The 25657-nt window shown below is 59.3% G+C and carries 32 protein-coding genes and 1 tRNA gene; 24 read left to right on the forward strand and 9 right to left on the reverse strand.

Translation table 11 applies throughout. The features are described 5' to 3' along the window. The first annotated feature begins 160 nt into the window (after window positions 1–160). The 4 genes from J3P77_RS09325 to map all read left to right on the forward strand — a co-directional run bounded on the left by J3P77_RS09325 (window position 161) and on the right by map (window position 2754). On the forward strand, window positions 161–1219 hold the full coding sequence (locus J3P77_RS09325; RefSeq protein WP_434681939.1) for an Ldh family oxidoreductase: 1059 nt from the start codon (window positions 161–163) through the stop codon (window positions 1217–1219). A gap of 231 nt (window positions 1220–1450) precedes the next feature. After that, window positions 1451–1630, forward strand: coding sequence for a hypothetical protein (locus tag J3P77_RS09330; RefSeq protein ID WP_434681271.1), 180 nt, complete (start codon window positions 1451–1453; stop codon window positions 1628–1630). Window positions 1631–1723: 93 nt separating this feature from the next. After that, window positions 1724–1966 (forward strand): ParD-like family protein, encoded by a 243-nt coding sequence (locus J3P77_RS09335; protein WP_434681272.1) that lies wholly within the window; start codon window positions 1724–1726, stop codon window positions 1964–1966. Beyond that, window positions 1963–2754, forward strand: a complete 792-nt coding sequence (map, locus tag J3P77_RS09340) for a type I methionyl aminopeptidase (RefSeq protein WP_434681273.1) — start codon at window positions 1963–1965, stop codon at window positions 2752–2754. Before J3P77_RS09335 ends, map begins: the two co-directional genes overlap by 4 nt. A 23-nt stretch (window positions 2755–2777) precedes the next feature. Here the strand turns inward: map and J3P77_RS09345 are convergent, their stop codons facing one another. From J3P77_RS09345 to J3P77_RS09355, 3 genes are all read right to left on the reverse strand, one after another. Beyond that, window positions 2778–3050 carry a DUF6555 family protein gene (locus J3P77_RS09345; protein WP_434681274.1) on the reverse strand — a complete coding sequence of 91 codons (273 nt, stop codon included), beginning with the start codon at window positions 3048–3050 and terminating at the stop codon, window positions 2778–2780. A 292-nt stretch (window positions 3051–3342) separates the two neighbouring features. Continuing rightward, complete coding sequence (locus J3P77_RS09350; protein ID WP_434681276.1) at window positions 3343–4044, reverse strand: endonuclease; 702 nt, start codon at window positions 4042–4044, stop codon at window positions 3343–3345. Between the two features lie 4 nt (window positions 4045–4048). Beyond that, on the reverse strand, window positions 4049–4300 hold the full coding sequence (locus J3P77_RS09355; protein WP_434681278.1) for a DUF1654 domain-containing protein: 252 nt from the start codon (window positions 4298–4300) through the stop codon (window positions 4049–4051). A gap of 275 nt (window positions 4301–4575) precedes the next feature. Here J3P77_RS09355 and J3P77_RS09360 point away from each other — a divergent pair, with 275 nt between their 5' ends. From J3P77_RS09360 to J3P77_RS09395, 8 genes are all read left to right on the forward strand, one after another. Beyond that, the gene (locus J3P77_RS09360; protein ID WP_434681279.1) at window positions 4576–5532 is read left to right on the forward strand and encodes a sugar ABC transporter substrate-binding protein; all 957 of its coding nucleotides are present in this window, start codon (window positions 4576–4578) and stop codon (window positions 5530–5532) included. Window positions 5533–5598: 66 nt separating this feature from the next. After that, complete coding sequence (locus tag J3P77_RS09365; protein ID WP_434681281.1) at window positions 5599–7152, forward strand: sugar ABC transporter ATP-binding protein; 1554 nt, start codon at window positions 5599–5601, stop codon at window positions 7150–7152. Next, window positions 7149–8141, forward strand: a complete 993-nt coding sequence (locus J3P77_RS09370) for an ABC transporter permease (RefSeq protein ID WP_434681283.1) — start codon at window positions 7149–7151, stop codon at window positions 8139–8141. Before J3P77_RS09365 ends, J3P77_RS09370 begins: the two co-directional genes overlap by 4 nt. Window position 8142: 1 nt before the next feature. Then, window positions 8143–9180 (forward strand): LacI family DNA-binding transcriptional regulator, encoded by a 1038-nt coding sequence (locus J3P77_RS09375; protein WP_434681284.1) that lies wholly within the window; start codon window positions 8143–8145, stop codon window positions 9178–9180. Between the two features lie 7 nt (window positions 9181–9187). After that, the gene (gene rbsK, locus J3P77_RS09380) at window positions 9188–10108 is read left to right on the forward strand and encodes a ribokinase (protein ID WP_434681285.1); all 921 of its coding nucleotides are present in this window, start codon (window positions 9188–9190) and stop codon (window positions 10106–10108) included. Next, window positions 10105–10509, forward strand: a complete 405-nt coding sequence (gene rbsD / locus J3P77_RS09385; RefSeq protein ID WP_434681286.1) for a D-ribose pyranase — start codon at window positions 10105–10107, stop codon at window positions 10507–10509. Before rbsK ends, rbsD begins: the two co-directional genes overlap by 4 nt. A 40-nt stretch (window positions 10510–10549) precedes the next feature. Continuing rightward, window positions 10550–11575, forward strand: coding sequence for a nucleoside hydrolase (locus J3P77_RS09390; protein ID WP_434681287.1), 1026 nt, complete (start codon window positions 10550–10552; stop codon window positions 11573–11575). Between the two features lie 186 nt (window positions 11576–11761). Beyond that, entirely contained in the window at window positions 11762–12091 is a 330-nt protein-coding gene (locus tag J3P77_RS09395) for an I78 family peptidase inhibitor (RefSeq protein ID WP_434681289.1), read from the forward strand. 66 nt (window positions 12092–12157) lie between these two features. Here J3P77_RS09395 and J3P77_RS09400 read toward each other — a convergent pair whose 3' ends face one another. Together J3P77_RS09400 and J3P77_RS09405 are read right to left on the reverse strand one after the other, a co-directional pair. Beyond that, window positions 12158–12370, reverse strand: a complete 213-nt coding sequence (locus J3P77_RS09400; protein ID WP_434681290.1) for a cold-shock protein — start codon at window positions 12368–12370, stop codon at window positions 12158–12160. A gap of 290 nt (window positions 12371–12660) precedes the next feature. After that, a complete protein-coding gene (locus J3P77_RS09405; protein ID WP_434681291.1) occupies window positions 12661–12969 on the reverse strand; it encodes a hypothetical protein in 309 nt (102 codons plus the stop codon). 358 nt (window positions 12970–13327) lie between these two features. On the opposite strand from J3P77_RS09405, the gene thrS reads away from it, so the two are divergent. From thrS to J3P77_RS09450, 9 genes are all read left to right on the forward strand, one after another. After that, complete coding sequence (gene thrS / locus J3P77_RS09410; protein ID WP_434681292.1) at window positions 13328–15250, forward strand: threonine--tRNA ligase; 1923 nt, start codon at window positions 13328–13330, stop codon at window positions 15248–15250. Next, entirely contained in the window at window positions 15250–15801 is a 552-nt protein-coding gene (gene infC, locus J3P77_RS09415; protein WP_172604547.1) for a translation initiation factor IF-3, read from the forward strand. The genes thrS and infC overlap by 1 nt, the downstream gene beginning before the upstream one ends. Window positions 15802–15861: 60 nt before the next feature. After that, on the forward strand, window positions 15862–16056 hold the full coding sequence (gene rpmI, locus J3P77_RS09420) for a 50S ribosomal protein L35 (RefSeq protein WP_002553160.1): 195 nt from the start codon (window positions 15862–15864) through the stop codon (window positions 16054–16056). Window positions 16057–16085: 29 nt separating this feature from the next. Next, the gene (gene rplT, locus J3P77_RS09425) at window positions 16086–16442 is read left to right on the forward strand and encodes a 50S ribosomal protein L20 (protein WP_045184205.1); all 357 of its coding nucleotides are present in this window, start codon (window positions 16086–16088) and stop codon (window positions 16440–16442) included. A 102-nt stretch (window positions 16443–16544) separates the two neighbouring features. After that, window positions 16545–17561 carry a phenylalanine--tRNA ligase subunit alpha gene (gene pheS, locus J3P77_RS09430; RefSeq protein WP_434681293.1) on the forward strand — a complete coding sequence of 339 codons (1017 nt, stop codon included), beginning with the start codon at window positions 16545–16547 and terminating at the stop codon, window positions 17559–17561. A 36-nt stretch (window positions 17562–17597) separates the two neighbouring features. Beyond that, window positions 17598–19976 (forward strand): phenylalanine--tRNA ligase subunit beta, encoded by a 2379-nt coding sequence (gene pheT, locus J3P77_RS09435; protein ID WP_434681294.1) that lies wholly within the window; start codon window positions 17598–17600, stop codon window positions 19974–19976. Window positions 19977–19979: 3 nt separating this feature from the next. Beyond that, the gene (gene ihfA, locus J3P77_RS09440; protein ID WP_002553164.1) at window positions 19980–20282 is read left to right on the forward strand and encodes an integration host factor subunit alpha; all 303 of its coding nucleotides are present in this window, start codon (window positions 19980–19982) and stop codon (window positions 20280–20282) included. Beyond that, a complete protein-coding gene (locus J3P77_RS09445; protein WP_434681295.1) occupies window positions 20263–20619 on the forward strand; it encodes a MerR family transcriptional regulator in 357 nt (118 codons plus the stop codon). The genes ihfA and J3P77_RS09445 overlap by 20 nt, the downstream gene beginning before the upstream one ends. 86 nt (window positions 20620–20705) lie before the next feature. Further along, a tRNA-Pro gene (locus J3P77_RS09450) sits at window positions 20706–20782 on the forward strand. 82 nt (window positions 20783–20864) lie between these two features. Here J3P77_RS09450 and J3P77_RS09455 read toward each other — a convergent pair. Together J3P77_RS09455 and J3P77_RS09460 are read right to left on the reverse strand one after the other, a co-directional pair. Continuing rightward, window positions 20865–22016 carry a tyrosine-type recombinase/integrase gene (locus J3P77_RS09455; protein WP_434681942.1) on the reverse strand — a complete coding sequence of 384 codons (1152 nt, stop codon included), beginning with the start codon at window positions 22014–22016 and terminating at the stop codon, window positions 20865–20867. Then, window positions 21917–22333: a hypothetical protein gene (locus J3P77_RS09460; RefSeq protein ID WP_434681296.1), complete on the reverse strand. Its 417-nt coding sequence runs from the start codon at window positions 22331–22333 to the stop codon at window positions 21917–21919. The genes J3P77_RS09455 and J3P77_RS09460 overlap by 100 nt, the downstream gene beginning before the upstream one ends. Before the next feature lie 195 nt (window positions 22334–22528). On the opposite strand from J3P77_RS09460, the gene J3P77_RS09465 reads away from it, so the two are divergent. Together J3P77_RS09465 and J3P77_RS09470 are read left to right on the forward strand one after the other, a co-directional pair. Then, the gene (locus tag J3P77_RS09465; RefSeq protein ID WP_434681297.1) at window positions 22529–22759 is read left to right on the forward strand and encodes a hypothetical protein; all 231 of its coding nucleotides are present in this window, start codon (window positions 22529–22531) and stop codon (window positions 22757–22759) included. 605 nt (window positions 22760–23364) lie between these two features. Next, on the forward strand, window positions 23365–23547 hold the full coding sequence (locus J3P77_RS09470; RefSeq protein ID WP_434681298.1) for a hypothetical protein: 183 nt from the start codon (window positions 23365–23367) through the stop codon (window positions 23545–23547). 16 nt (window positions 23548–23563) lie between these two features. Here J3P77_RS09470 and J3P77_RS09475 read toward each other — a convergent pair whose 3' ends face one another. Next, window positions 23564–24487 (reverse strand): DNA cytosine methyltransferase, encoded by a 924-nt coding sequence (locus tag J3P77_RS09475; RefSeq protein WP_434681299.1) that lies wholly within the window; start codon window positions 24485–24487, stop codon window positions 23564–23566. A gap of 46 nt (window positions 24488–24533) precedes the next feature. Between J3P77_RS09475 and J3P77_RS09480 the strand changes: the two genes are divergently transcribed. Next, window positions 24534–24782, forward strand: a complete 249-nt coding sequence (locus J3P77_RS09480) for a hypothetical protein (RefSeq protein WP_434681300.1) — start codon at window positions 24534–24536, stop codon at window positions 24780–24782. Here J3P77_RS09480 and J3P77_RS09485 read toward each other — a convergent pair. Beyond that, window positions 24779–25636 (reverse strand): phosphoadenosine phosphosulfate reductase family protein, encoded by an 858-nt coding sequence (locus tag J3P77_RS09485; protein WP_434681301.1) that lies wholly within the window; start codon window positions 25634–25636, stop codon window positions 24779–24781. The genes J3P77_RS09480 and J3P77_RS09485 overlap by 4 nt on opposite strands. Between the last annotated feature and the right edge of the window lie 21 nt (window positions 25637–25657).

Below are 25657 nucleotides of genomic sequence, written 5' to 3' on the forward strand. Positions count from 1 at the left end.
CAATACGTGGCTATTGGGTATCAAGGTTGGCTCTATTAGCTCGTGAATGTGATCCGCTCTCATTGATGCATGGCTACCGCTGTCACTGTAGTCAGTGTTTTTCTTCCAGGTTTGATCGACTCCGTCTCCCCATCTTCTCTTTCAGGAAATTGCGATGACCATGACCTCTGGCAGCACCCCATCCGACGGCAGCGCTTCCGATAGCAGCTCGGTCCATTGTGTTTCCTGGCGGGAGCTCGCTGACGTGTTGTACCGGGTGTTCATGGCCCACGGCACATCCGCCCAGGTGGCGCAGGCGCTGTCCGAAAACTGCGCCAGCGCACAGCGCGACGGCTCTCACAGTCATGGCATTTTTCGCGTTCCGGGTTATCTCTCGTCACTGGCCAGCGGCTGGGTGGATGGACGTGCGGTTCCGGTGGTCGAGGATGTGGGCGCGGCGTTTGTCCGTGTCGATGCAGCCAACGGATTCGCCCAGCCGGCACTCGCGGCGGCGAGGTCGTTGCTGGTCAGCAAGGCGAGAGCGGCCGGCATCGCAATCCTTGCGATCCGTGGTTCCCATCACTTTGCGGCGCTCTGGCCGGATGTCGAGCCGTTCGCAGAGGAGGGGCTGGTGGCGTTGAGCATGGTCAACAGCATGACGTGCGTGGTCCCTCATGAGGCCGACAAACCGGTGTTCGGTACCAACCCGATCGCGTTCGCGGCGCCGCGCGCCGAGGGACCGCCCATTGTCTTTGATCTGGCGACCAGCGCCATCGCGCACGGCGACGTGCAGATTGCCGCGCGGGAAGGGCGACAGTTGCCACCGGGTATGGGGGTCGACAGTCATGGGCAGGCCACTCGCAATCCGGACGAGATTCTCAAAGGCGGCGCATTACTGCCGTTCGGCGGACACAAAGGGTCGGCGCTGTCGATGATGGTCGAGCTGCTTGCCGCAGCGCTGACCGGCGGCAATTTTTCCTTCGGTTTCGACTGGTCGCAGCATCCTGGCGCGCAGACTCCGTGGACAGGCCAGGTGATTATCGTCATTGATCCTGACAAAGGCAGCGGGCAGCAATTTGCTCAACGAAGCGAAGAATTGGTGCGTCAGCTTCACGATGCCGGCCAGGCGCGTATGCCCGGCGACCGTCGCTATAAGGAACGCGCCGTGGCGGAAAAGCGCGGGATCGAAATTGCCCGAAGCGACTGGGAACGACTGCAACTGCTCGCGGGCCTTGGATGAAAAGACGGGGCAGCCTGAAAGTTGCACCCACATTAATACCACCCCGTTGTCGCAGAGGCGCCGGATCAGACCGCGTGATCCCTCAGTAGACAAGCAGAGCAGGGCGCCTTGAGGCAGTTTAAGTTCGGGCTGGAGTGCAGCGACTGATGACCATTCGTCGACAACGGACTTGCTTTGGCCCTCGGTTGCAAATACTGTATGTATAAACAGTATCTGCAAAAGAGGTTAGTCATGTCCCTGAATACCGTGCAAAACCCTGCCACTGCCCATCACTTCGCAGCACCCTTGATCAATGAAATGCAACGCGAGGATTTCCTCGCGCTGGCGGCGGCGCTGCGGCAGTTCAACGCGTATGAATCCGATATTGCCATGGCAATCGAATCGGCGCGTTACGTCGATCAGGCTGAATGATCCAAGCTTTCAGAGAATGCGGACGAATCTCCGACGCTTGCCTGCTAATATACGAACCATATATGATTCGTATATTCATAGTGGAGGCGAGTCATGGGGCTGGTGAAAATTTCCGAACACATGCATAGCAATGTGCGTGCGGCCAGCGTTGCGCTGAGCCGGTCTATCAATGCACAGGCAGAGCACTGGATGCGCGTCGGCATGATCGCCGAATTGCATCCGACCCTCGATTACACCGAAATATGCCAGATGCTGATTCGCACTCAGGCATCCGACGCGGTGTCATTCACTGCCGAAGCTGGCGAGCTTCCTTCATTGACTCAGGTGGCTTCATGAGCAATGCAATCAGTCTGAAGACCGAACAGGATCTCGTGCAGTTGCGCATTGCCGGCAGGCTGGCAGCGGACGTTCTCGCGATGATCGCGCCGCATGTGAAGCCGGGCATCAGCACCGAAGCGCTGGACGATATCTGCAATCGCTACATCGTTGACGAGCTGAAAGTCATTCCGGCGAACGTCGGCTATCACGGTTTCACCAAGACCACCTGCATCTCGCCCAACGCTGTGGTTTGCCACGGGATTCCGGCCGCATCCGACCTCCTCAAGGAGGGCGACATCGTCAACATTGACGTGGCGGTCATAAAGGACGGCTGGTACGGCGATACCAGCCGCATGTACCTGGTGGGAGAGGTCAGTCCGCTTGCCCGGCGCCTGGTCGAAACAACGTATGAAGCAACTCGCGCAGGTATCCACGCCGTTCGCCCTGGTGCGACGCTGGGCGACATCGGGCATGCAATTCAGACTGTCGCGCATCGCGAGGGCTTCAGCGTCGTGCGTGAATACTGCGGGCACGGCATCGGGCGCAAATACCACGAAGAACCGCAGGTGTTGCACTATGGCACTGCAGGAAAGGGCTTGAGGCTCAAGCCGGGAATGGTCTTTACCATTGAGCCGATGATCAACGCGGGCAAGGCCGGGACCAAGACCTTGCCTGACGGCTGGACAGTGCTGACGCGTGATCAGTCCTTGTCGGCTCAGTGGGAGCACATGGTCGCTGTCACCCAGACCGGTTTTGAACTGCTCACACCCTGGCCCGACGGCACCGGCAGTTATCCCGCCATCTGATTGCCGCAGGCCGGGCCGGGCTTTTACACCGGTTCGGCCTGGTCTTCCCTGGGGTTGCTCTCCGCGCGTTTGATGCGCTTCTTCCACAAGACCTGAGTCACACCAAAGCCCTGCGCCTGCAGGGTCGCCAGCTTTATAGGTCCCGCAGCAACGTTCCCACTGACTGTTCCGACGCCAGCGTGCAGGGTCGCGAAATGCAGTGCATCGCTCTGGCAGAGCTGCAGTGCTTCATGGAGAAAGTGGCGAGGCTCGCCCTTGAACTGGTAATGAATCTCGAATTCCGTTTGGGTATTCATCATGATCCGCCTGTGGGGCGTAGCGGCTACGCCCATCTGAAAATGAGTACATAGGTGTACCGGGCAGCGAGTCCTGGAAAACGGGTACTGCGCTGCAACTTCATTTCGAGATCGATACAGGCTTGCATAACTACAAGCGGCCTTGATCGGACTGCTGTCTCTGGGGGATTAACTTAGCTGGAAGCTACAGGGTTACAGATCAGAGTGAACGGTCGTCCGACAAGTGGCATAACGCCATATCCATTTGAGTGATGTGGCGGCTTCAGTTTTACTCAAACGGTTGTAGTTGACCTCAACTGCATGACTTCAGGTCTACAGGCCCCACAAATTCATTGCCATGGCCCATCACGCACGCCACTCGCTGGTTGCGCTGGCGCTCCCATGGCTGAGCCGGATAGGTCTTGTTCCAGGCCTGATAGAGCTGTTGGTCCTGGCGGGAAAGCCTCAGGTTGTAGTGCTTGCTCATGTAAAAGTAAGTCCTGGCGATCATGCCGCGAATCGATGGCCGCGGCATGACTTTTCGGGCCTTGAAATCCACCTGGGTCAGGCAGGAACCGTATTGGCCCTTGCGCTCCGGCACCCAGCCAAAGCTGTAATTGCTGCGGTCGCCGTTCACCTCGCCAATACTCGGTACCAGGTTGTGCAGATCAGCCTCGGCGCGCTTGTAGATATCGTCGTTCTTCGCGCAGTTCTTGCGCCCCCCCGATTGCCAGCACTGGCGTTGGTGGCCGATCTGCCATGCCGGCACGATATGTTCCCACTCGATACGCTTGGCTCGGTTGGCGTTCTTGCGTGGCACGTAGCCGCATCCGGCGAGGTCCACCTTGTTGCCCGAGTACTTGCAGCCGCAGTAGAACTCGGTGGACTGAGGCGCATACAGACCCCACGCGACTTTCTTCGCTTCGCTGAACGTACGAGGCGCATCGGCCTGCGCAGCAAGCGGCGCGAGAGCCGCCAACGACGTGAAGAGCAGGATGGAAAGCGAGGCTTTCATGCGGTCAATCTTCCTTCGGCACTGTCCAGAAAAGCTGCACACCGCCGTCATCGCGCCAAGCGAGCGTCACATTGTCGTTTTCTGCGATTTCTTCCAGCAACTGCGCCCAGTCTTCTTCGGATTCATCGGGCTTGCGGAACAGCAATGCCGCTTTGGCTTTCTGCGCGGCGGGCGAATTGATGATCTTTTGTACCCGGATGCCAAGGCGCTCGTAAGAGCCTGGCTCGGATGCGGTTGCTGGAGATTGTTTTGCCACGGGGAAAGTTCCGATATGTGCTGTACGGGCGTACAGTATTTCAACGTCGGATCTTTCGCAACAACTATTGGGATCAAGCGTTTACATGGCCTGGATGGCATGGTTGTCTGCAACCGACGGTAGCGTTTGATTCGACGGTGATAGCGCCATGCAGCGATTGACAAAGCACAGAACATTTCACATAGTCGACCCCTCGCAAACGTTTGCGTAGTAGCTCTGAGCCTTGGCTACGTAACGTTGGCCCGAACAATAATCACAAGAACGGAGATGAACCCATGAAGCTGCCATTCGCTGGACGCCTTCTCGCTGTCGCCATGTTCGCCGCCACGGCGCTCGTGCCCCTCTCTGCAGTCCATGCTCAGACCCCTGAAAAACCCAAGGTTGCGTTGGTGATGAAGTCGCTTGCCAACGAGTTCTTCCTGACCATGGAGGACGGCGCCAAGGCGTACCAGAAGGAGCATTCCGCCGAGTTCGACCTGATCTCTAACGGCATCAAGGATGAGTCCGACACCGCCAATCAGATTCGCATCGTCGAGCAGATGATCGTGTCAAAGGTCGATGCACTGGTTATTGCGCCCGCTGACTCCAAGGCTCTGGTTCCTGTGATCAAGAAGGCGATGGACGCTGGCATCCAGGTGGTGAACATCGACAACCAGCTCGACGCCACAGTGCTCAAGAGCAAGAACATCGAAGTTCCGTTCGTGGGGCCTGACAACCGTAAAGGCGCGGCTCTGGTGGGCGAGTACCTGGCCAGACAGCTCAAGTCGGGAGATGAGGTCGGCATCATCGAAGGCGTGCCGACCACCACCAACGCCCAGCAGCGTACGGCAGGTTTCAAGGACGCAATGGAAGCGGCCCGGATGAAGGTTGTGTCTGTGCAGTCCGGCAACTGGGAAATCGACAAGGGCAATGCCGTTGCGTCAGCCATGCTCAATGAATATCCCAACCTCAAGGCGCTGCTCGCGGGCAACGACAGCATGGCGCTCGGAGCCGTCTCGGCGGTACGTGCGGCAGGCAAGGCGGGCAAGGTGATGGTGGTCGGCTACGACAACATCAACGCGATCAAACCCATGCTCAAGGATGGCCGGGTCCTGGCGACCGCGGATCAGTTCGCGGCGCGTCAGGCGGTATTCGGCATCGAAGCTGCGCTGAAGAAGGTCAAGGGCGAGAAAGTCGAGACCAATGACAAGGGTGTGATCGAAACCCCCGTCGAGCTCGTTACCAAACCTTGAAGCCATGCCTTGATCCAGGCTGAGTAATGGCATCCGTCCACACAGGGCGGGTGCCGGGAGAATTCTATGTCAGCGTCTGTTCAGACGGCTGTACTGTCGGTCAGCGGCATCGGCAAGACCTATGCCCAGCCAGTGCTGGGTGATATCGACCTGACCCTGATGCGCGGTGAGGTCCTGGCCCTGACTGGCGAAAACGGGGCCGGCAAAAGCACGTTGTCGAAAATCATCGGCGGGCTGGTTACGCCGACCACCGGCCACATGACGTTTCAAGGCCAGCCTTACCAGCCGGCCAATCGCGCTCAGGCAGAAAAGCTCGGCATCCGTATGGTCATGCAAGAGCTCAACCTGCTGCCGACGCTAACCGTCGCCGAAAACCTGTTTCTGGATAACCTGCCACGTCTCGCGGGCTGGATCGATCGCAAGCGCCTAAGGGATGACGCCGTCAAGGCGATGGCGCAGGTCGGTCTGGAAGCAATCGATCCGGACACATTGGTGGGCGATCTGGGCATAGGCCATCAGCAGATGGTGGAAATCGCGCGCAACCTGGTTGGCGACTGCCATGTGCTGATCCTCGACGAGCCGACAGCGATGCTGACCTCCCGCGAGGTCGAAATGCTGTTCGAGCAAATCACGCGGTTGCAGGCTAAGGGCGTATCGATCATCTACATTTCGCACCGCCTTGAGGAGCTGGCCAGGGTCTCGCAACGCATCGCGGTGCTGCGTGACGGCAAGCTGGTTTGTGTCGAGCCCATTTCCCGCTATGACAGCGAGCAACTGGTGACCCTGATGGTGGGGCGCGAGCTGGGCGAACACATGGATATGGGCGAGCGCCACATCGGCGACGTCGCGCTGTCGGTCAATGGCCTTAGTCGCGCGGGCAAGGTGCAGGATGTGTCGTTCAAGGTGCGCCGCGGTGAGATCTTCGGTATTTCCGGATTGATTGGCGCCGGTCGTACCGAGTTGCTGCGCCTCATCTACGGTGCCGACATCGCCGACAGCGGCAGCATAGAGGTGGGCAAGCCGCTGCGCCCGGTGACCATCCGTTCGCCGTCGCACGCCGTGGAGAACGGTATCGCGCTGATCACTGAAGATCGCAAGAGCGAAGGCCTGCTGATGACCCAGTCGATCAGCGCCAATATCGCTCTGGGCAACATGAATGCGATTTCCAGCGGCGGATTAGTCAGTGCGCAGGAAGAGCTCGAACTGGCGCAGCGCCAGGTCAGCGCCATGCGCATTCGCAGTTCAAGCCCGGCGCAGCTGGTGTCGGAACTATCCGGCGGCAATCAGCAGAAAGTCGTGATCGGTCGCTGGCTGGAGCGCAATTGTCCGGTAATGCTTTTCGACGAACCGACACGAGGCATCGACGTCGGGGCCAAATTCGATATCTATGCGCTGCTGGCCGAGCTGACCCGTCAGGGCAGGGCGCTGGTGGTGGTTTCCAGTGACTTGCGCGAGCTGATGCTGATCTGCGACCGGATCGGCGTGCTGTCGGCCGGGCGTCTGATCGATACCTTCGAACGGGACAGCTGGTCGCAGGACCAACTGCTCGCCGCCGCCTTTGCGGGCTACCAGAAACGTGACGCGCTGCTCAGTGAAGCAGCGCCCAGGAACGACTCATGAAAAACATCACTTCCCCGGCGTTGCCTTCTGCAACGCGGCGCGGCGGCAATTATTACGGGCTGGGTACTTATCTGGGGTTGGCGGGCGCGCTGCTGGCCATGATCGTGCTGTTTTCGGTGCTCAGCGACCACTTCCTCTCGTACCAGACGTTCAGCACGCTGGCCAACCAGATTCCGGATCTTATGGTACTGGCCGTAGGCATGACTCTGGTGCTGATCATCGGCGGCATCGACCTGTCGGTCGGCTCGGTGCTCGCCCTTGCGGCATCGGCGGTCAGCGTTGCGATCCTCGGCTGGGGGTGGAGCGTATTTCCCGCGGCTTTGCTCGGCATCGGCTGCGCCACCCTGGCGGGCACCATCACCGGTTCGATTACCGTGGCATGGCGCATACCGTCGTTCATCGTCTCGTTGGGCGTGCTGGAAATGGCTCGCGGTGTTGCCTACCAGATGACCAACTCCCGCACGGCGTACATCGGCGATTCTTTCGCGTGGCTCTCCAATCCGCTGGCATTCGGCATCTCGCCGTCGTTCGTCATCGCTTTGCTGGTGATTTTCATCGCCCAGGCGGTCCTCACGCGTACCGTTTTCGGCCGCTATCTGATCGGGATCGGGACCAATGAGGAGGCCGTGCGCCTCGCGGGGATCAACCCCAAGCCGTACAAGATCCTGGTGTTTTCGTTGATGGGCCTGCTGGCCGGCGTCGCCGCGCTGTTTCAGATCTCGCGCCTGGAAGCCGCCGACCCGAACGCCGGTGCTGGCCTGGAGCTGCAGGTCATCGCGGCGGTTGTTATCGGTGGTACCAGTCTGATGGGTGGGCGCGGCTCGATCATCAGTACCTTTTTCGGCGTGCTGATCATTTCGGTGCTCGCGGCGGGGCTGGCTCAGATCGGCGCCAGCGAACCGACCAAGCGCATCATCACGGGTGCCGTGATCGTCATTGCGGTGGTGCTCGACACTTATCGCAGCCACAGGGCGCGTCGGCAGAACTGACATGGCAACCATTAAAGATGTCGCGGCACTCGCGGGAATTTCCTACACCACGGTGTCCCATGTACTGAACAAGACCCGTCCGGTCAGCGAGCCCGTGCGGCTGAAGGTCGAGGCGGCCATCGCGCAGCTGGACTACGTGCCCAGCGCCGTGGCGCGTTCCCTGAAAGCCCGGAGCACCTGCACCATCGGCCTGTTGATCCCCAATGGCATCAATCCTTACTTCGCAGAGCTGGCCAGAGGGATCGAAGACCACTGCGAGCGCAATGGTTTCTGCGTGATCCTGTGCAACTCCGATGACAACCCCGAGAAGCAGCGCAGTTACCTGCGCGTGCTGCTGGAAAAACGCGTCGATGGCCTGATCGTGTCGTCGGTGGACGGCGACGTCAGTTTTGCCGGCGGGCTGGCGGAGGTGCGCACGCCGCTGGTGGTGGTGGACCGTGAACTGGAAGGTATCGAGGCCGACATGGTCCGCATCGACCACGAGCAGGGCGCCTATCTGGCGACGCGGCATCTTCTGGGCCTGGGGCATCGGCACATCGCCTGCATCGGCGGGCCGGCCGACACGCTGGTCGCCGAAATGCGCCAGGCCGGTTACCGGCGAGCGATGCTTGAGGCCGGGGTCGATGTGCTACCGGGATGGACCGTCAACAGCGAGTTCACCAGCCCCGCAGGCTACCAGGCGGCGGTGGGTCTTCTGAGTGATCAGCCACCCACGGCGATTTTCGCGGGTAACGACGTGATCGCCATCGGTGTGTTGCGCGCCGCGGCCGAGCGCAGCGTGGCAGTGCCCAGGGATCTCTCGGTGGTGGGGTTCGACGACATTCAGATGAGTCGTTACGTTTACCCGGCACTGACTACGGTCGGTCAGTCGATAAGACAACTGGGCGAAACCGCCGCCGAAATGCTGTTGTCCAGAATCGCCGCGCCCGACACCGCGCCGGTTCGCAAGCGTCTTGTGACCCCCAATGTCGTAGTGCGTGAATCCACGGCACCACCTCCATCCGTTTCCGGCATGACGCTGAAGCACAGCGACGAGTGAATGAACCATGCAAGCAAAGATAGTGATAGTCGGCAGCCTGAATATGGATCTGGTGATCCGCGCCCAGCGCCTGCCACGCCCTGGGGAAACGCTCGCCGGCGAAACCTTTGCCACGGTGCCGGGCGGCAAGGGTGCCAACCAGGCGGTGGCCGCCGCGCGCCTCGGAGGTTCGGTGGCGATGATCGGCTGCGTGGGCGCCGACGCCTACGGTGACCAGCTGCGCGCTGCGCTGTTGACGGAAGGTGTCGACTGCCAGGCGCTTACAAGTATCGACGGCCTGTCTACGGGGATCGCTTCGATCGTCGTCGACGCCGCAAGTCAGAATGCAATCGTGATTGTGGCCGGAGCCAATGGCCAGCTGACCCCGGCGTCGATCGAGCGGCACGATGCGCTGCTGGCGGCTGCGGACATTGTCATCTGCCAGCTCGAAGTGCCCACCGCCACTGTCCATCGCACCCTGGTCAGGGCGCATGAGCTAGGCAAGACCGTGATCCTCAACCCGGCACCGGCAGTCGGGCCGTTGCCGGTCGAGTGGTATCCGCTGATCGACTATCTGATTCCCAACGAGAGCGAAGCGCAGGCGCTCACCGGCGTGGCCGTCCAATCGATAGCCACCGCCGAGCAGGCCGCCGCCATGATGCTGGCGGCGGGTGTCGGCGGTGTGATCATTACCCTGGGCGAGCGTGGTACTTTGCACGCCACGGCTGAAGGTTTTGAACATGTGCCTGCGCCGGTTGTCCGTGCAGTGGACACCACGGCAGCGGGCGACACTTTTGTCGGCGGCTTTGCCGCCGCGCTGGCCAGCGGTCACGACGAATCGGAGGCAATCCGCTTCGGCCAGCTGGCCGCCGCGTTGTCGGTTACTCGCGCAGGCGCGCAGCCCTCCATTCCTACGTACGACGAAATAAAGGAATTCAAACCCGCATGAAGAAGACCGCGTTGCTGAATATCGAATTGTCCCGAGTCATCGCGTCCCTGGGCCACGGCGATATTCTGATGATCATTGATGCTGGCATGCCCGTACCGGCCGGAGTAGAGCTTATCGATCTGGCGCTGACCCGTGGCGTGCCCGATTTCGTGAGTGTGCTGGACGTAGTCCTGACGGAAATGCAGGTGGAGACTCACGTCCTCGCCAACGAAATGGTCACCGCCCGGCCGCCGGCGCTGCAGGTTATCGAAAATCTGAACCTCGACGGGCAACTCGGCCACCAGCGCTGGGTCAGTCACGAGGATCTGAAGGTCTTGAGCCGCGAGGCCAAGGCGATCATCCGCACCGGCGAATGCCAGCCTTACAGTAATGTGGCGTTAGTCGCCGGTGTGGTTTTCTAAGCGTTCGGCTTGAACGAAATTTACCGACAGGGAGTTGCATATGATGCCGAAAGGGTTTTTCAGGCACTTGATCCGGGGAGCGCTGCTTTTGTCCATTCTTGGTTCTGCCGTTGTACAGGCAGCAGAAAAGCGTGATCTGATCATCGACACCGATCCGGGCGCAGACGATGTTGTTGCGCTGCTTCTGGCGCTGGCATCGCCCGAAGAGCTGAACGTGATGGCGATTACCACGGTCGCCGGCAACGTGCGCCTCGACAAGACCTCGCGCAATGCCAGGCTGGCGCGCGAATGGGCCGGGCGCGAGGAGGTGCCGGTGTACGCCGGCGCGCCCAAGCCACTGGTCCGCACTCCGATCTACGCCGAAAATGTGCATGGTCAGGAAGGGCTTCCGGGCGTGCCCGTGCATGAGCCCGCCAAAGGGCTTGCTTCCGGTAATGCGGTGGATTACCTCATCCGCACGCTGAGTCAGGCCAAGCCGCACAGCATCACCATTGCAATGCTCGGCCCGCAGACCAACCTGGCGCTGGCACTGGTTCAGGCGCCGGAAATCACCCAGGGCATCAAGGAAGTCATCGTCATGGGTGGCGCACATTTCAACGGTGGCAATATCACTCCCGTGGCCGAATTCAATCTGTACGCGGACCCGCATGCCGCTCAGATCGTGCTCGCCAGCGGCGTCAAACTGACCTATGTGCCCCTGGACGTTACCCACAAGATCCTGACCAGCGAGGCGCGGCTCAAACAGATCGCAGCGCTTGGCAACAACGCGGGCAAGCTGGTGGAGGGCATCCTCAATGAGTACGTCAAACTGGACATGGAGCACTACAGTCTGCCGGGTGGCCCGGTGCATGACGCCAGCGTGATCGCCTGGCTGCTCAAGCCCGAGCTTTTCTCGGGCCGGCAGATCAATGTCGCCGTCGATACTCGTGAGGGCATCGGTTTCGGCCAGACAGTTGCCGACTGGTACGGGACACTTAAGCAGCCGGCAAACGTGTTCTGGGTCGAAAACGGCGACGCTCAGGGTTTCTTCAATCTACTGAGCGAGCGGCTGGCGCGGTTGAAATGAGGATTGGCCTGCTATCGATTCACGTCTTGTGACGATTTGGCAGCGCGTGCAGTTGGATCGTCAGGCAAGCTTGCGCACCCTGAAACCGGATCCGGTTCTCATGCTCTGTCGAATCGCGTGGTGCAACCAAAACGCCCCGGCGCGGTCGCACAGAGGCTGATAATGTTTATCGATAGAGGAGGCTGTATGCCCTGGAAGTTCGCAACACTCGGTTTTGTCGTCGTGACATCGTTACTGGCGGGCTGCAGTACCCCATCCGGTTCGACGGATGACACCAAAGCCGCCGAAACCACCACGACTACAACCAGCGATGGTCGTTGCGATGCCGAGGGCGGTCAGTTCGCAGTCGGCAAGCAGGCTTCGATCGATCTGCTGAACCAGGTGCGTACCCGATCCGGCGCTCTGGACGCGCGTATTCTGGGTCCCAATGACATGGTGACGCTGGAGTACCGCTCCGAACGGGTCAACGTCAATACCGACGCAGCCGGCAAGGTGGTTCGTATCAACTGCGGTTGACGCAGGCCCTTTCCACCAGCCAATAAAAAACCCCGTCAGTGACGGGGTTTTTTTAAGCCGGCTGAATCACTCGACTTTGACTTCTTCTGCTTGCATGCCTTTCTGGCCTTTAGCAGCAACGAAGCTGACGGTCTGGCCTTCTTTCAGGCTTTTGAAACCGTCGCTCTGGATTGCTTTGAAGTGTACGAACAGGTCGTCACCGCCACCTTGTGGAGTGATAAAGCCGAAGCCTTTTTCATCGTTGAACCATTTTACGGTGCCGGTTTGGCGATTAGACATGGTGTATCTCCAAGAACATAATTTTCAATAGCGTGCTGCTCAGGCCAACTGGGCACACCGGCCTATCATAGTCTAAATGTGCGAAAAGAGAGCCATTCAGGTAGGAAGTTTGATCGAGTCATCAAAATAGCGGCGGATTTCCCTGGCGCCGGCTGTGCTCCGTTGACGTTCGAGTCGTGGCCGTCAGGCAGCGGGATCGTGCTGAAAGCCCCGTCGTAGCGGGGCTCCAGACATTGCACTGAAGCGCGTCGATAGCCAGCAGAGCGTGCCGGTCTGGCTATGTGAATATTTTATTTTTTTGGCTGGACGCAGTTGTCAGCGACCAGTTTCTGCATCTTCGAGGTCAGTTGCGTGCTGGGTGCCTTGTTGGTGTCGTTGAGAGACGCGATCTCGTCGGCGGTGAAATGGGCATCGACCTGCCGGGCACCGCAGTCGCAGTGAGCCTTGGCCACTTTTTCGTCAAGATTCTGCTGCTTGGCGGCACTGATGCATTCTTGCGTGAAGGTCGAACGCGTCGCGTTGTCCATCGCCGCCTGGGCGCCGAAAGGGGCCAGAATCGCCGCGCTGGCGAGGAGGGCTGTCAGGCTTGAAAGCTTCATGATGTTCTCCTTGGGTGGAAAAGTCGTACAGGTCTCGGTTAATTCAGACGGCTGTGAGCCCGACCAGTTCAGACGAGGTACGTTTACTTCTCTATTTCGCTTCGTTTGCGCGGCAGATGCGTCCGAATCGCGGCAGCTGTGCTAGGATGCGCGTCCTGTGAATTTCGCTCGCGCTGCGCTGTATCATCCATCCGCGCGTCGCAGGCAGTTTTTTCGTATCAATCCAGTCATCTGGTTCGGTTCAAGGTTGGCCTGAAGGCTCCTGCCACTGTGAGGCAGGCATACCACCGGATCACGTACTGGCTCATCCCAACCCACGTGACCTTTGGTAGGGGTCACCACTAGGAGAGGAGGCGCCATGCCCACCATTACTCTTCCCGACGGCAGTCAACGTTCATTCGACCATCCGGTCTCCGTAGCCGATGTCGCGCTGTCGATTGGCGCCGGTCTGGCCAAGGCCACCGTGGCCGGCAAGGTCGACGGCAAGCTCGTCGATGCCTGCGATCTCATCGAGAACGACGCCAGCCTGCAGATCATCACCCCCAAGGATCAGGAAGGACTGGAAATCATCCGCCACTCCTGCGCTCACCTGGTGGGTCATGCGGTCAAGCAACTGTATCCGACGGCCAAAATGGTCATCGGCCCGGTGATCGACGACGGTTTTTACTACGATATCGCTTACGAGCGCCCGTTCACGCCTGACGATATGGCGGCGATCGAGCAGCGCATGCAGCAGCTGATCGAGAAAGACTACGACGTCATCAAGAAAGTGACCCCGCGCGCTGAAGTGATCGAGGTGTTCACCGCCCGTCACGAAGACTACAAGCTGCGTCTGGTCGAAGACATGCCTGACGAACAGGCCATGGGCCTGTACTACCACGAAGAATATGTCGACATGTGCCGCGGTCCGCACGTGCCGAACACCCGCTTCCTGAAATCCTTCAAGCTGACCAAGCTGTCGGGCGCCTACTGGCGCGGCGACGCCAAGAACGAGCAACTGCAGCGCGTATATGGCACTGCGTGGGCGGACAAGAAGCAGCTGGCGGCCTACATCCTGCGTATCGAAGAAGCCGAGAAGCGTGATCATCGCAAGATCGGCAAGCGCCTCGGCCTGTTCCATACCCAGGAAGAAGCTCCGGGCATGGTGTTCTGGCACCCGCAAGGCTGGACCTTGTACCAGGTGCTTGAGCAGTACATGCGCAAGGTTCAGCGTGAAAACGGTTACCTTGAAATCAGGACGCCGCAGGTGGTTGATCGCTCGCTCTGGGAGAAATCCGGGCATTGGGCCAACTACGCCGACAACATGTTCACCACAGAGTCGGAAAGCCGCGACTACGCCATCAAGCCGATGAACTGCCCATGCCATGTGCAGGTGTTCAATCAGGGTCTGAAAAGCTACCGCGAGCTGCCGATGCGTCTGGCCGAATTCGGTGCCTGCCACCGCAACGAGCCGTCGGGCGCACTGCACGGCATCATGCGTGTGCGTGGCTTTACTCAGGATGACGCGCATATCTTCTGTACCGAAGAACAGATGCAGTCCGAATCCGCGGCGTTCATCAAGCTCACCCTCGACGTCTACGCCGATTTCGGTTTCAAGGACATCGAGCTCAAGCTGTCCACTCGTCCTGAAAAGCGCGTGGGTTCCGACGAACTGTGGGATCGCGCCGAAGCGGCGTTGGCTTCCGCGCTGGACAGCGCAGGCCTGCCTTATGATCTTCAGCCAGGCGAGGGCGCGTTCTACGGCCCGAAAATCGAGTTCTCGTTGAAGGACTGCCTGGGTCGTGTATGGCAATGCGGTACGCTGCAGCTGGACTTCAACCTGCCGATCCGTCTGAGTGCCGAGTACGTATCGGAAGATAACGGTCGCAAACACCCGGTCATGCTGCACCGCGCGATCCTCGGTTCCTTCGAGCGTTTCATCGGTATCCTGATCGAGCACTACGAAGGTGCGTTCCCGGCCTGGCTGGCGCCGACCCAGGCAGTGATCGTGAATATCACTGACAAACAGGCCGATTTCGCCCTTCAGGTTGAAAAAACTCTGGCTCAAAGCGGATTTCGTGCCAAGTCCGACTTGAGAAATGAAAAGATCGGCTTTAAAATCCGCGAGCATACTTTGCTCAAGGTCCCTTATCTCCTCGTCATCGGAGATCGGGAAGTTGAAACGCAAACTGTCGCTGTGCGTACACGCGAAGGCACCGACCTCGGCTCGATGCCGGTCGCCCAATTCGCTGAATTCCTCGCACAAGCGGTTTCCCGGCGTGGTCGCCAAGATTCGGAGTAATTATTATTAAGCGTGAAATGAGACAAGATAAACGAGCTGCACCTAAGGCCCCGATCAATGAGAATATCTCGGCCCGCGAGGTTCGGTTAATTGGCGCTGACGGCGAGCAGATTGGCATCGTCTCGATTGATGAAGCGCTTCGTATCGCCGAAGAGGCGAAGCTGGATCTGGTAGAAATTTCTGCCGACGCGGTACCACCGGTTTGCCGGGTCATGGACTACGGCAAATCGATCTTCGAAAAGAAGAAACAGGTTGCTGCGGCGAAGAAAAACCAGAAACAGATCCAGGTTAAAGAAATCAAGTTTCGTCCAGGGACGGAGGAAGGGGATTACCAGGTAAAACTACGCAACCTGGTACGTTTCCTGAGTGACGGGGACAGGGCCAAGGTATCGTTGAGATTCCGCGGTCGTGAGATGGCCCACCAGGAGCTGGGCATGGAGCTGTTGAAGCGGGTTGAAGCTGACCTGCTCGAATACGGTTCCGTTGAGCAGCATCCTAAGATGGAAGGACGCCAGCTGATCATGGTCATCGCCCCGAAAAAGAAGAAGTAACCACCAGGGCACGGCAGGCCTTGCGGTTATGTTTATCAACTGAATGCGGAGTATCCGAACATGCCAAAGATGAAGACTAAAAGTGGTGCAGCTAAGCGGTTTCTGAAAACCGCTAACGGCATCAAGCACAAACACGCTTTCAAGAGCCACATCCTGACCAAAATGTCGACAAAGCGTAAGCGTCAACTGCGCGGTAGCAGCCTGCTGCATCCGTCTGACGTGGCTAAAGTCGAGCGCATGCTGCGCCTTCGTTAATTTTGATCAAGATATAGAGGAAGTTACTCATGGCTCGTGTAAAGCGTGGCGTCATTGCCCGTAAGCGTCACAAAAAGATTCTGAAACTTGCCAAAGGCTACTACGGCGCGCGTTCGCGTGTATTCCGTGTTGCCAAGCAAGCGGTCATCAAGGCAGGCCAGTACGCCTACCGCGACCGTCGTCAGAAAAAACGTCAGTTCCGCGCTCTGTGGATCGCTCGTATCAACGCTGGTGCTCGCGTCAACGGTCTGTCTTACAGCCGCCTGATCGCTGGCCTGAAAAAAGCGTCGATCGAAATCGACCGCAAGGTTCTGGCTGATCTGGCTGTGAACGAAAAAGCGGCGTTTGCTGCGATTGTCGAGAAAGCTAAAGCCACTTTGGCCTAAGTCCCCGGCAATCACCGCCTTCGATTTCGAGGGCGGTGTTGAACGTCATAAATAGGGGAAGAGCCTTAAGCTCTTCCCCTATTTCGTATCTGGAGTCTGTACATGGAAAACCTGGACGCGCTGGTCTCTCAAGCTCTCGAGGCTGTGCAAAGCGCTGAAGATATCAATGCCCTGGAGCAAATCCGGGTTCAATACCTTGGCAAGAAGGGTGAGTTGACTCAGGTGATGAAGACCCTGGGGAACCTGCCTGTTGAAGAGCGTCCGCAAGTCGGCGCCCTGATCAACGTCGCCAAGGAACGTGTTACAGAGGTTCTCAATGCTCGCAAGGCGTCGTTCGAGGAAGCGGAACTGACCGCCAGACTCGCCGCCGAGTGCATCGATGTGACTTTGCCGGGCCGTGGCCAGACCTCCGGTGGTCTGCACCCGATTACCCGCACTCTGGAGCGTATTGAGCAATTCTTCACTCACATCGGCTACGGCATTGCCGAAGGCCCTGAGGTCGAAGACGATTATCATAACTTCGAGGCGCTCAACATCCCTGGCCACCATCCGGCGCGGGCGATGCATGACACCTTCTATTTCAATGCGAACATGCTGCTGCGCACGCACACCTCTCCGGTGCAGGTGCGGACCATGGAATCGCAACAGCCTCCGATCCGTATCGTGTGCCCGGGGCGAGTCTATCGTTGCGACTCGGATATCACCCATTCGCCGATGTTTCACCAGATCGAAGGCCTGCTGGTCGACCGCGATATCAATTTCGCGGATCTGAAAGGCACCATCGAAGAGTTCCTGCGCGTGTTCTTCGAAAAGGAGCTGGCGGTACGTTTCCGTCCGTCGTTCTTCCCCTTCACCGAGCCGTCGGCTGAAGTCGACATGGAATGCGTGATGTGCAGCGGCAAAGGCTGCCGTGTCTGCAAACAGACCGGCTGGCTGGAAGTCATGGGCTGCGGCATGGTCCATCCGAACGTGTTGCGCATGTCCGGGATCGATCCCGAGGAATTCCAGGGTTTCGCATTCGGCATGGGCGTCGAGCGCCTGGCCATGCTGCGTTACGGCGTCAATGATTTGCGTCTGTTCTTCGACAACGACTTGCGGTTCCTCGCGCAATTTCGCTAGGTCGCACGCCCGTAACGTATCTTTCAGGAGAGCAGGATGAAATTCAGTGAACAATGGCTGCGCAGCTGGGTAAGCCCGCAGGTTTCCCGTGACGAGCTGGTTGCTCGTCTATCGATGGCCGGTCTTGAGGTCGACAGCGTAACGCCGGCCGCCGGCGCCTTTTCGGGTGTGGTGGTGGGTGAAGTGCTCAGCACCGAGCAGCATCCGGATGCCGACAAGCTTCGCGTGTGTCAGGTCAGCAACGGCAGCGAAACATTCCAGGTCGTATGCGGGGCACCCAATGTGCGCCCGGGCCTGAAGATCCCGTTCGCGATGATCGGTGCCGAACTGCCCGGCGACTTCAAGATCAAGAAGGCCAAGCTGCGCGGCGTCGAGTCGAACGGCATGTTGTGTTCCGCCGCCGAGCTGCAGGCAGGCGAGGGGAATGACGGTCTGATGGAATTGCCAGCCGACGCGCCGGTCGGTCAGGACATTCGCGTGTATCTGGAGCTGGACGACGCCAGCATCGAAGTCGACCTGACTCCCAACCGTGGCGACTGCCTGTCGGTGGCCGGTCTGGCGCGCGAAGTCGGCGCGCTGTATGCCGCCGAGGTCGTACGCCCGCAGATTGCCACGGTCGCTGCGACACACGATGAGGTGCGTCCGGTCGAAGTGCTGGCACCTGCCGCTTGCCCGCGCTATCTGGGCCGAGTCATCCGCAACGTGGATCTGTCGCGTCCGACCCCGCTGTGGATGGTCGAGCGCCTGCGCCGCTCCGACGTGCGCAGCATCGACGCTGCGGTCGACATCACCAACTACGTGATGCTGGAACTGGGCCAGCCTCTGCACGCCTTCGACCTCGCCGAGATCAACGGCGGGATTCGCGTGCGCATGGCTGAAGAGGGTGAAAAGCTGGTCCTGCTCGATGGCCAGGAAGTCACTCTGCGTGCTGACACCCTGGTGATCGCCGACCATCAGCGTGCGCTGGCCATTGCCGGTGTCATGGGTGGCGAGCACAGTGGTGTGACCGCCAGGACCCGCGACATTTTCCTGGAAAGCGCATTCTTCGACACCATCTCGGTAGCGGGCAAGGCGCGTTCCTACGGCCTGCACACCGACGCCTCGCATCGTTACGAGCGTGGCGTCGACTGGCAGCTCGCCCGTGAAGCCATGGAGCGCGCCACCGGCCTGCTGCTGGAAATCACCGGTGGTGAAGCCGGCCCGGTAATCGAGGTGGTCAGCGAGCAGCATCTGCCATCCATCGCTCCGGTAACATTGCGCGCAAGCCGCGTGGAGCAGATGCTCGGCCTGGTAATCGAAAACGCTGAAATCGAGCGCCTGCTCAATGCGCTCGGTCTGACCGTCTCCGCCGACGGCGATGGCCAGTGGCGCGTAGAAGTGCCGAGCCACCGTTTCGATATAAGCCTGGAAGTCGATCTGATCGAAGAACTGGCGCGCCTGTACGGATACAACCGCCTGCCGGTACGTTACCCGCAAGCGCGACTCGCGCCTCAGGCCAAGGCGGAAGCGAAGGGCGACCTGCCTGAACTGCGCCGTCTGCTCGTAGCCCGTGGGTATCAGGAAGCGATTACCTATAGTTTCATCGATCCAAAGTGGTTCGAACTGTTCAATCCAGGTACCCAGCCCCTGTTGCTGGCCAACCCGATCTCCAATGACATGGCCGCCATGCGCTCGTCGCTGTGGCCAGGTCTGGTCAAGGCGCTGCAGCATAACCTGAACCGTCAGCAAGACCGCGTCCGCATGTTCGAGAGCGGGCTGCGTTTTGTCGGCCAGTTGGGTGAGCTCAAGCAAGAGCCGATGCTGGCCGGCGTTGTATGCGGCAGTCGTTTGCCTGAAGGCTGGGCGCAGGGTCGCGATGCCGTCGACTTCTTTGACGTCAAGGCCGATGTAGAGGCGGTGCTGGGCTTCGCCGGTGCGTTGGGTGAGTTCACTTTCGCCCCCGGTCAACATCCGGCACTGCATCCAGGTCAGACTGCGCGTATCGAGCGCGACGGGCGTGAAGTCGGTTACTTGGGCGCGCTCCATCCGGAGCTTTCCAGAACGCTGGGGCTGGACCGTCCGGTCTTCGTTTTCGAGTTGGTACTGGCGGAAGTCGCTACCGGTCGTCTGCCGAAATTCCACGAGCTTTCGCGCTTCCCTGAAGTGCGCCGCGATCTGGCGCTGCTGGCTGACCGCGATGTGGCGGCCAGCGCAGTGCTGGACGTAATACGCGAAAATGCAGGGGAATGGCTGACAGACCTCAGGCTATTTGACGTCTATCAGGGTAAAGGCATTGATCCTCATAGAAAAAGCCTTGCAGTCGGCTTGACCTGGCAGCATCCATCGCGCACTCTTAATGACGATGAGGTAAACGCAACCACACTTGCTATCCTCACCTCGCTTGAGGAGAGGTTAAACGCCACGTTAAGGAAGTAACGTATGGGGGCTCTGACGAAAGCTGAGATGGCCGAACGTCTGTACGAAGAGCTGGGCCTGAATAAACGAGAAGCCAAGGAATTGGTCGAGCTGTTCTTTGAGGAAATCAGGCACGCTCTGGAAGATAACGAGCAGGTCAAGTTGTCCGGTTTCGGCAACTTCGACCTGCGAGATAAACGCCAGCGGCCTGGGAGGAATCCCAAGACCGGTGAAGAGATCCCGATCACCGCTCGCCGTGTGGTCACCTTTCGTCCAGGGCAGAAGTTGAAGGCCCGAGTTGAGGCTTATGCTGGAACCAAGTCATAACGACGAGCTGCCCCCCATCCCGGGCAAACGCTACTTCACCATCGGTGAGGTCAGCGAGCTCTGCGCGGTAAAACCGCACGTTCTGCGCTATTGGGAGCAGGAATTTCCTCAGCTCAACCCCGTCAAGCGACGCGGAAACCGCCGGTATTATCAGCGACAGGACGTCATGATGATCCGGCAGATCCGCGGTCTGCTTTACGAGCAGGGCTTTACCATTGGTGGCGCCCGTTTGCGGCTTTCCAGCGGAGAGACCAAGGATGATGCCCAGCAGTACAAGCAAATGATCAGGCAGATGATTGCCGAGCTGGAAGATGTGCTGGTCGTACTCCGGACCTGAATTACACAGATACTTCCATAATTCAAAAGCTTAGGGTATATTCCTCATCGCTTTCGCAAGTTGCGAAGCAGAGTTACACGCCTAGTCGGGGCGTAGCGCAGTCCGGTAGCGCACTAGCATGGGGTGCTAGGGGTCGAGTGTTCGAATCACTCCGTCCCGACCATATATTTCAGTGACTTAGCCACCTTCGGGTGGCTTTGTTGTTTCTGCCCTAGTGACTTTTCGAGTGACCCTGGGGTTTTTCACTATACCTGCCTCCTCTTCAGAATCGTCAGCGCTGGTGCGCGCGAGTCGGTTACTGATACCTTGTTGGCCGCTGCGATCAGCTGATCCAACTCTGCTGCCGAGTAGTGGCTGGTGATGCTGCCGTTCTTGTGCCCGAGCAAAGCTTTCCGGTCTTCCTCGGTCACGCCTGCGGCGCGCAGCCTTCTTCCGAATGAATGCTTGAGGTCATGGATACGGATTCTCGCGAACCCGTCGTGCGCCGGCCTCAAGTACTTCTCCTGCCACTTCTTCGCCGCCCTTGTCCGCGCCTTCCTCCAGGCTGAGTCGTTCATGCGGTGAACGGTCGATGCATTACCCTCGCCATCTGGCATTCCAAACGGAAACACGAACAGCGGATGCTTGCCGCGCTGCTGCTCGATTACCGACTTGGCCACGTCGTTCAACACCACCAAGCGCTCGTCCCGGTTCTTCACGCCGGCTTTCTCGCTTCGGCCGCCAAACCCCGCAGGGATCAGGAACACACTGGTTCCCAGTTCCGGTACCGCGATCTCCCAGTCCCATTGCAGCTTGCACACTTCCTGCTCACGGCAGCCGGTATTGACCTTGAACATCGCCATGGTCTGGAGATGTGACGGCAGCTCGGCGAACAGAATCGATTGCTCTTCCCACGACAAAGGGTAGGGCTTGCGACAGTTCGTCTTCTCATCGAGCAGCGAGATCATCGGCACCACGTCAAGCCACGGCCGCCGCTCCTCATCCCGCCACTTCCTGGCACACAAATTCAGAACCCTGATAACGCGTTGCAGCGCGATGTTCACAGTTCGGTTCGTGACCGGCTTGCCGTTTTCCGGTTCCAGCTTGGATCGGATGTAGGGGGCCAGCGCATCGTCGTCGACGTGGGTGATCGGCAGATGCCCAATAAACGGGTCGAGCTGTGCCATGTAAGTGGCTGAAATATGGATTGATGGCTGGTTCTTCACTTCCAGCAGGAAGCGGATCGACGCCTCCCGCCAGGTCCGGACCTGCCGAACGCCATACACTTTGCGCTGGCGTAGCTTCTCCAGCAGGTGGATCAGGTACTGCTCGGCTTCCGCCCGGTCACTAGTTCCAGTACTTTCCTGAATTCGCTCTCCTCGGTATTTCTTGTCGATTTTCCAGATGCCGTTCGGCATTTTCTGGAGGCCGGTGATTGCCTTTTGGGCCATGGTGTTACTCCTGTGGCATCGCCATGGCGCTCGCTGCGCCGCCGATTGTTGTCCTGATTGCTTACCTTTTCAATCGCCTTGGCCTCGACGTAGGCATCTGCCCACGCATCCAGCTCCAGGCGGTCGAACCCGATGCCCTGTTTCCCGATCGGGAATTCCCGCACGTTCGGGCGCACGGTCTTGTTGAATTCATCCCGGCACATGCCGAGATACCCGTAGGCCTCTCCCGCCCGAATGAACCGGGGCAGGATCGGCGCTACCAGGGCTGCGCTTTTATTTGCCATTGGCATAGCTCCGCTCTCCGCTAAGCGGAGGCATTTGGTGAGGATGGTCAGCGGTCGGCGACACCGGGGCATTTGCCTGGCGCCATTGGAAAGTCGATGTAAACTTGTAACGCTATTGAATCGTTTTTGAGCGAAGGCACCTCGACATTGAGTCACGCGGTACGCAGTGCCTGGACACGGAAGGAGCAGCAGTCCATGGAAGTAGTCAAAACCGGTAACCGAGTGTTCGGCCGAAACGGAATCGAACTGGGCTATGTCGACGAGCACGGGCTCGTTTGGTCCGACAACGCCGTTGTATTCAGGATTGTTCGAGGCGCTGTTTACTCAGCGCATGACCAATATCTGGGCAAGCTTGAAGGGGGTATTGGAGTAACGAGCCGAGGGCAGATTCTGTTCAGCGTCGAAGGCATCCTCACTTGGGGCTGAGTATGCATAGGGCTGACTGATGTCCGACGAGTGCCATGCTTGTGATGCTGGCATCATGATGGCGCGTGGGCTATACCTGAAGAATTCAGTCAGTTTCAGGGCATCGCTATGTTCAGGAATTCACCGGTGATGTTCGCGGTTTACCGCGGCGTCCAGATAGAGTTGCGCTTGCTATACGTACCTGAGGGCGTCCTCAGCGAGCTGAAACTGTTTGATGAGAGCGGCGGCACCCGAGTGCTTTTTGTTTGCGAGCGGCAAAGCTTTGTTGATCGCGAGGAAGCCTTAACCGCGTTGGCGACTGAGTGCCGTATGCACGTCGATCATTGGATCGAAAAATGTCCGCGCAGGCGACGAATGAGGCTCACTCGCGAGGAGGCCATCAGCTCCCCGCACGTCCCGCCGGGTCAGGAGTTCCGCTGGAATTCAACAACCCAGACCCACGGGTTGGCTTCCCAACTGCCAGCGCCGTTGATGGCCTCTCAGAGCTCTCGCCATGCGGAGAGATATCAGTCACGGTAGTGGGCGCTCCATGATGGGCATGCCTCCGCCAGCCGCTCACTGGCAGGCTGTTATGGTTTAATACTTGACCATCAGGAGGATCAGTTATGGGCAAGAGTGCCAACAAGCCTTTTTACTTCGCCGGCGTACCTTTGGTTGCGATCGGCTGTGCCTTTGCTGCGATCGGCGCATCGGGTCAGGAAGCGTTCGGGTGGACAGCCATCGGGCTACTTCTGCCTGGCGTGGCTCTTCTGGCCGCAGGCGTTCTAAATCGTCGCCGGGCGAGCTGAGCAAGACGGACGACCGTCATGCGGCCGCCATCAGCGCTTCAATTACGCGCTGTCCGGCCAGCGGCGGGACCGCGTTTCCAGCCATGTGCATCGTCTGGCGGTGGCTGTCCGGGCGTAAGGTGTCGAGCGGAAACGTCTGAGCGGCCAACGCTTCGTTCGCGCTGAGCATTCGCATCTCGCTGCCGCGTACGAGCGCCCAGCGGTCCAGCGTCGTGATGGTGCCGATTGGGCGATTCATGTCCCGCCCGGTCAGCCCGGATCCTTTGCCGTAGTAGGGCATGATGAACTGATCGCCGAAGCGCTCGCGGCCGTTGCGCACTCGGTCGAGCGTGGCCTGCGCGCGGCCTGGCTTGTCGATGGCCGACCACTTGCCAGCGCCGAAGTCCAGAAAGCTGGCGGCCGGCACATGCTGACGTTTGTGCAGCTCAAGCATCAGCGGGGCGCGGCTTCGGGTCAGCACCAGGAACAGACGCACCCGGTGCTGCGGGACGCCGAGGTCGGCGCAATCCACGACGTGCGGCGCGACCTGGTAGCCCAGCGCCTGAACCGCTGCGACCCATGCAGGGTAGAGCGCCCATTCGGTGAACTCCGGTACGTTCTCTACCAGTGCCGCTTCGGGCCGGTGAAACTCCAGCGCCGAAACGACTGCCCAGGCCGTGGACCGGCTCGAATCATGCTGCGGGTTACCGGATGCCTTGCCGCGGGCCTTCGAATGACCCTGGCAGCAGGGCGAGGCCAGCAGCAGGTCATGCGCGGGCACATCTTCCCAGCGAGCCTGGTGCAGGTCTTGGCAGATATGCTGCGTGTCGGGGTGGTTGGCGCTGTGCCATTCAACGGCAACGGGCCAGTGGTTGGCGGCCCAGAGAACCTGGACGCCTGCGGCGCGCGCGCCGGTGCTCCATCCGCCGAGTCCGGCGAACAGGTCGATTGCTGTGGTCATGGGAATAGTCCGCCGTTATAGTCCGGCAATATCAAAGGAGACGGTTATGGAATGTTTCGTGTGCAATAAGAAAGCCGAGCGGCTTGAGCCGGCAGGTGACTATGAGGAGCTGGTCTGTGAGGACTGCGGTCGTTACCGCATCACAGGAACGGTCGTCCGGATGTGGGAGAAGGCCAGGTGGGTCCATACAGTTGCCATGCAGCAATGGATTGAAGAGCAGCGCCGCGGCGGCGTGGAAGTTCCCGTTATCAACAGCGATATCGTGGAATGGGAAGGGGTGCGGGCTGGCTCTTAGTCGCCGCAGAAGCAGGCGATCGCTTCGTCATGATCGGCGAAAATATCGAACTGCGTGTCCGAGTAATCGAGCATCTGCTGATAGCTAGGCCGGTCAAAGCGGAAGAGGGCGCCGTCACTTGTGGCTGTGGTGCTCTGGACCGCAGTGCGTTCCATTCGAGCCCACCATTCCGCCTTGCTGCGGTCGCTGGCTATGATCGAGTAGACCTGCTTTGCCCCCTTGAGGAAGCACAGGTCGCAGTTCCCTTCCAGGGTGCGGCCATTGATCGTCGGCAGCTCCAGGTCAAACGGCTGGGCATTCCAGAACTCGCCGATCTGTTGCACGCCGACGTTGGCATCCGCCAGCGGCATGACCATCGTTGCGTGCTTGCTTTCGGTGGTGGTCTTGCGGTGCCGGATCTTCGCAACCCGCCTGGGCTCGTCCGCCCGGATGCCGGTCATCATGTCCACCGGTGTTTCCTCGGTTGAGCAGCCGATCATGCGCAGGTATTTGTGGATGACGCGAATCTTTAAGTCGATCGTGCAGAACCTGGTCACAGGGTTCGGCAAGTAGCTGCGCTTGCGGATCAACGCTTCGAACGGCTCACCGTCGCGGCTGGCCGTTTCATAAGTGACCATCGCGAAGCCGCGCTCGTCGTCGCGGTACTCCAGCCAGATGATCGGCACCTTCCAGCGTTGGGCGCACTCGTTAACGAAGTCCAGTGTGGCCGGGTGTTCCTTGCCGGTGTTGGCAAAAGTCACAATCAGGTCGCCCAGGTCGCTGTTGTTATCCAGCACCTGGCGCAGCATATAGGCGCTAGTCCGGCCTCCGCTGAAGCTGACGACCGTCGTGCCGCGCATGCGGTAAGGGTTCATGCATTACTCCAGGCAGCCGCG

The organism is Pseudomonas sp. R1-18 (assembly GCF_051132095.1).
Taxonomy (GTDB): domain Bacteria; phylum Pseudomonadota; class Gammaproteobacteria; order Pseudomonadales; family Pseudomonadaceae; genus Aquipseudomonas.